The sequence below is a fragment of the Achromobacter sp. Marseille-Q0513 genome (assembly GCF_018195695.1).
Taxonomy (GTDB): domain Bacteria; phylum Pseudomonadota; class Gammaproteobacteria; order Burkholderiales; family Burkholderiaceae_B; genus Achromobacter.
The window spans coordinates 1-4,554 of record NZ_JAGTJY010000293.1 but is presented as its reverse complement, the minus strand read 5'-3'; the positions used below and the strand labels follow the sequence as shown (position 1 = coordinate 4,554).

Sequence of the window (4,554 nt, the reverse complement as noted above, 5' to 3'; positions counted from 1 at the left end):
GCCCGCCCCCGCCCGCGCGAATGGCGCGGCCGGTCCTGGTGGCGCACGCTGGGAGCCGGCCTGGCCGCGGCCATGGTGGTCCTGGCCTTCCTGGTGTTGATGCCGTCCACCCCGCGCGACGGGCTGCGCACGCTGGCGGTGCTGTCCGGCGACCAGGCGCCGGCCGCGCTGGTGCTGAACCGCCTGCCCGACAAGTCCCTGTCCGTGCAGCCCATGCGCGACCTGACGCAGCTGGCCGGCGGCCGCGCGCTGGAACTGTGGGCGATCACCCCGGGCCTGCCGCCGCGCTCGCTGGGCCTGATCGTTCCTGGCCAGATCAGCAAGCTCAGGCCGCGCCTGCCGCCCTTGCCGGGCGACACCGTGGCCGTCACGCTGGAACCGCCCGGGGGCTCGCCCACCGGCGGTCCCACCGGTCCGGTGGTGCTCAGCGGCCCCGTCATCTGACCGCGCTCGCCGGCATCAGGGTTTGTCCCAGGTCCGGCGCACGCATCCATGCTCGCGGTTCCCCCGTATCTCCTGGCGACGGCCAACCAAAAAGGAGATCGTCATGAAACGGATCGTTTGCATTGCCCTCGCCTGCTCCGCGCTTGCCCTGTCGTCCGCCCAGGCGGCCGACGTCATGGTGGGCGGACAGCCCATGATGCCCGGCAAGACCATCGTGGCCAACGCGCTGAACTCCGCCGACCACACCACCCTGGTGGCGGCGGTGAAGGCCGCCGGACTGGTCGACACCTTGCAGGGCAAGGGCCCGTTCACCGTGTTCGCCCCCACCAACGCCGCGTTCGGCAAACTGCCGGCGGGCACCGTGGACACGCTGGTCAAGCCCGAGAACAAGGCCACGCTGACCAAGATCCTCACGTACCACGTGGTGCCGGGCAAGCTTGATTTCGACGCCCTGGCGGCGCGGATCAAGAAGGCCGGCGGCGCGGCCGAACTCACCACCGCCAGCGGCGGCAAGCTGTGGGTGATGATGAACGGCAAGCACAACATCATGCTGAAGGACGAAAAGGGCGGCGTCGCCAACATCGGCCCCTATGACGTCTACCAGTCCAACGGCGTGATCCACGTCATCGACACGGTGCTCATGCCGAAGTGACCCGGCCGGCGCGGCGGCGCGATAGCGGATATCGTAGAGTCCCCTGTCCACGCCTATGCCGCGCCATGTCCGGACTTCCCCGCGCCCTCGCCCGCTTGATCCTGCCCGCCCTGCTGGCCTGCCTGTCCGCCAGCTTCGCGGCCCGCGCCCAGGGCGCCGAAGAACTCGACCAGGCCTACCAGGCCGAGCTGCAAACCGAAAGCGCCGCGCTGCGCGCGCGCGTCGCGCGCCTGGCGCCCGCCGTGCAGGCGCTGAACAAGCAAGTGGCGCAAGCGATCCTCGCGGGCGACTGGCCCGTCGCCGAACGGCTGGGCGCGGACATGGCGCGACTGGATCCGGCCAATGCCGACATCCGCCACTTCCAGGGCAGGCTGCTGGCGCTGCAGAAGCGCTATGCGCCGGCCATCGAGAAATTCGACCAGGCCATCGCGCTGGACGCAGGCAACCGCTGGTTCCTGGTCAGCAAGGCCGGCGCGCAGGCGGATGCCGGCGATCTGGAAGGCGCCTTGCGCAGCGCGCAGACCCTGTGCGAACGCTTTCCCGACTGGAGCATCGGCCACAACCTGCGGGCCGCGCTGTTGGACGGCCTGGACCGCGCGCCCGAGGCGCTGGCCGCGTATGAGCGCGCCATCGCCGCGCCCCCGCCCAGCGCGCAGATACTGGTCAACCAGGGCATGCTGTTGCGCCGGCTCGGCCGCCTGGCCGACGCACGCAGCGCATTCGACGCCGCGTTGCGGCTGCAACCGGACTACGCGCGGGCGCAAGCCGAGCTGGACAGCCTGCCCGCGCGCTAGCGTCATCGGGTCGGCGCCAGGCAAGCAACCAACTGCGCGCCCGACCGCCGCGCCCCTCACAGGCGCAGCATGAAACCTCGGATATCGTCGGCGATGGGCACCATGGCCAGCAGCATCAGCGCGATCGCCAGCGGCAGCGTCGAGCCGAAGCCCACATGGAAGAACGCATAGGCGCCGGCCACCCCGCCGACGAAGAACAGGCTCACCATGCAGGACAGCACCCGCAGCTTGGCGCGGTCCGCGCGCACGGGGACGCGCTCTTCGCTCTGTCCGGCGGCATTCCAGTAGAACAGCTTGCCCAGCTCGATGCCGATGTCCGTCACCATGCCGGTCACGTGCGTGGTGCGGATCTCGGACTTCGACACCTTGGTGATCATGGCGTTCTGCAGGCCCATGATGTAGCAGAGCAGCATCACGGTCGCCGGCAGGTAGAACCAGCGCAGCTGCTCGATATTGGCGCCCAGCAGGCCGAAGGCCAGCAACAGCACCGCCTCCAGCAACAGCGGCAGGGCGTACTCGCTGGCCAGCCGCGAGCGGCGGCCGAAATTGATCATGAATGCGGAAGACGCCGCGCCGGCCAGGAACGACAGCAGCGCCGCCAAGCCCTGCAACACCACCAGCAAACCGCCCACCGCCAGGTGGTCGGCCATCATCGAGACGATGCCGGACATGTGCGAGGTGTACTGCTGCACGGCCAGGAAGCCGCCCGCATTGACCGCGCCGGCGACGAAGGTCAGCACATAGGCCAGGTGCCGGTTGGCCTCCGGGCTGCGCTGCGCGGCGGTCAGCTTGCGTAGATAGGGAATCGGCACGGGCGCGCCTCGGGGTGGCGGACAGTCGGGAAGAACATGGCTACCATTCTAGGCCTGCGGGCGCCGCCATGGCGCTCCAGGCCCACAATCCCGGCGGCCCGTCCCGGACGCGCCGCAACGCCAGACGCAGCATCCGCCCCGACATGCCCATACGCCCCGCCACGCTTTCCGACCTGCCGCAACTGGCCGCGCTGGCCATGGCATCCAAGGCCGTGTGGGGCTACCCGCCCGAGCTGCTGGCGCAATGGCGCGACGACCTGACGCTTACGCCCGCGGACCTGGGCCGCTGGCGCGTGCGCCTCATGCGTGACGAGCAGGGCATCGCGGGCTTCTATGCGCTGGCGCCGGACGCGGCGGACTGGCGGCTGGAGCATCTGTGGATCGCGCCGCGCGCCTTGCGGCAGGGGCTGGGCCGGCGCCTGCTGGCGCATGCCGCCCGCGTGGCGCGGCTTGCGGGCGCCCGGGAGATCGCGATCGAGGCCGATCCGCAGGCCGAGCCCTTCTATCTGGCGCAAGGCGCGGTGCGCGTCGGCGCGCGCGCCGCGCCGATTCCAGGCGAGCCCGGACGCGCGCTGCCGCTGCTGCGCCTGCCGCTGGACGGCGGCCCGCGCGCATCCATCAGCCAACCTCGCTAAGCCAGGCCGGCCTCGCGCAGCTGCTGGCGCCGGTACTCGCCCTGGCGCACATGCATCCAGCCCGGATACTCCGGCGGCAGGGCGCTGACCTTGTCCAGCTCGGCCAGCTCGTCCGCCGTCAGCGCCAGCCCGACGGCGGCCAGGTTGTCGTCCAACTGGTCGACCCGCTTGGCGCCGATGATGACCGAGCTGACCACCGGCTGCGCCAGCAGCCAGGCCAGCGCCACCTGGGCCGGCGACACGCCGCGCGCCTCGGCCAGGCGGCGCAGCACGTCGACGCAGTCGTAGGCGCGATCGCGATCGACCGGCGGGAAGTCGAATTCCAGGCGCCGGCTGCCGGCGTCGACGCTGCCGTCGCGCCCGTACTTGCCGCTGAGCAGGCCGCCGGCCAGCGGGCTCCAGACCATCAGCCCGACGTTCTCGCTCCGGAGCATGGGCACCAGTTCCCGTTCCAGGTCACGGCCCGCGACGGTGTAGTAGGCCTGCAGCGACTCGAAGCGCGCCAGGCCGCGGCGCTCGGCAATGCCCAGCGCCTTCATGATCTGCCAGGCCGACCAGTTCGACACGCCGACGTAGCGCACATGGCCCTGGCGCACCAGATCGTCCAGCGAGCGCACGGTTTCCTCGATCGGCGTGGCCGGATCGAAGCCGTGGATCTGGTACAGGTCGATATGGTCGGTGCCCAGCCGCGCCAGGCTGCGCTTGACGCCCTCCATGATGTGATGGCGCGAGTTGCCGCGCGCATTGGGGCCGGCGCCGGTCGGGCCGAACACCTTGGTGGCGAGCACCACCTCGTCGCGCGCCACCTTCAGGTCGCGCAGGGCCTGGCCGGTGATGGTCTCGGAACGGCCTTCGGCATAGACATCCGCCGTGTCGATGAAATTGACGCCGGCCTCCAGCGCGCGCCCCACCAGCCGGTTGGCCTCTTCCTGCTGCAGCTGGCCGATCTGGCCCCACAGCCCGTCCTGGCCGCCGAAGGTCATGGCGCCCAGGCACAGTTCCGAAACAAACAGTCCCGTATTGCCGAATTTCTTGTATCGCATGCGTGTGCTCCTGATAGGGTACGGCGGCCGTCGCCGCGCCGGGATGGCGTGCGAGGCCTGCGTAAGCCCGGCCAGTATGCGGCGACGGTCTGGCGCGCGCGATGCCGGATCCTGCCCTTTTTTTGCCCGATCCTGCCGCGCCCCGGCGGCCCGTCCGCATTGCGCCCATTCCTC

General features: G+C 70.7%; 5 protein-coding genes and 1 pseudogene. 4 read left to right on the top strand and 2 right to left on the bottom strand.

All coding sequences use genetic code 11. The annotated features are described in order from the left end of the window. From KDH83_RS29675 to KDH83_RS29665, 3 genes are all read left to right on the top strand, one after another. A partial coding sequence (locus KDH83_RS29675) for an anti-sigma factor (protein ID WP_212322401.1) occupies positions 1-444 on the top strand: 444 nt, incomplete at its 5' end. Between the two features lie 103 nt (positions 445-547). Then, entirely contained in the window at positions 548-1,096 is a 549-nt protein-coding gene (locus KDH83_RS29670; protein ID WP_212322397.1) for a fasciclin domain-containing protein, read from the top strand. Positions 1,097-1,161: 65 nt separating this feature from the next. Further along, on the top strand, positions 1,162-1,890 hold the full coding sequence (locus KDH83_RS29665) for a tetratricopeptide repeat protein (protein WP_212322395.1): 729 nt from the start codon (positions 1,162-1,164) through the stop codon (positions 1,888-1,890). Between the two features lie 77 nt (positions 1,891-1,967). Here KDH83_RS29665 and KDH83_RS29660 read toward each other — a convergent pair. After that, positions 1,968-2,702, bottom strand: a pseudogene (locus KDH83_RS29660) (YoaK family protein); the annotation flags it as partial. A gap of 143 nt (positions 2,703-2,845) precedes the next feature. Here KDH83_RS29660 and KDH83_RS29655 point away from each other — a divergent pair. Continuing rightward, positions 2,846-3,337, top strand: a complete 492-nt coding sequence (locus KDH83_RS29655; protein ID WP_212322391.1) for a GNAT family N-acetyltransferase — start codon at positions 2,846-2,848, stop codon at positions 3,335-3,337. On the opposite strand, the gene KDH83_RS29650 is transcribed toward KDH83_RS29655, so the two are convergent. Then, positions 3,334-4,380 carry an aldo/keto reductase gene (locus KDH83_RS29650; RefSeq protein WP_212322389.1) on the bottom strand — a complete coding sequence of 349 codons (1,047 nt, stop codon included), beginning with the start codon at positions 4,378-4,380 and terminating at the stop codon, positions 3,334-3,336. The genes KDH83_RS29655 and KDH83_RS29650 overlap by 4 nt on opposite strands. Between the last annotated feature and the right edge of the window lie 174 nt (positions 4,381-4,554).

Excerpts from the sequence above, each read along its gene's own strand:
- KDH83_RS29650 (WP_212322389.1), bottom strand. The coding sequence starts at position 4,380 with ATGCGATACAAGAAATTCGGCAATACGGGACTGTTTGTTTCGGAACTG.
- KDH83_RS29665 (WP_212322395.1), top strand. The coding sequence starts at position 1,162 with ATGTCCGGACTTCCCCGCGCCCTCGCCCGCTTGATCCTGCCCGCCCTG.
- KDH83_RS29655 (WP_212322391.1), top strand. The coding sequence starts at position 2,846 with ATGCCCATACGCCCCGCCACGCTTTCCGACCTGCCGCAACTGGCCGCG.
- KDH83_RS29670 (WP_212322397.1), top strand. The coding sequence starts at position 548 with ATGAAACGGATCGTTTGCATTGCCCTCGCCTGCTCCGCGCTTGCCCTG.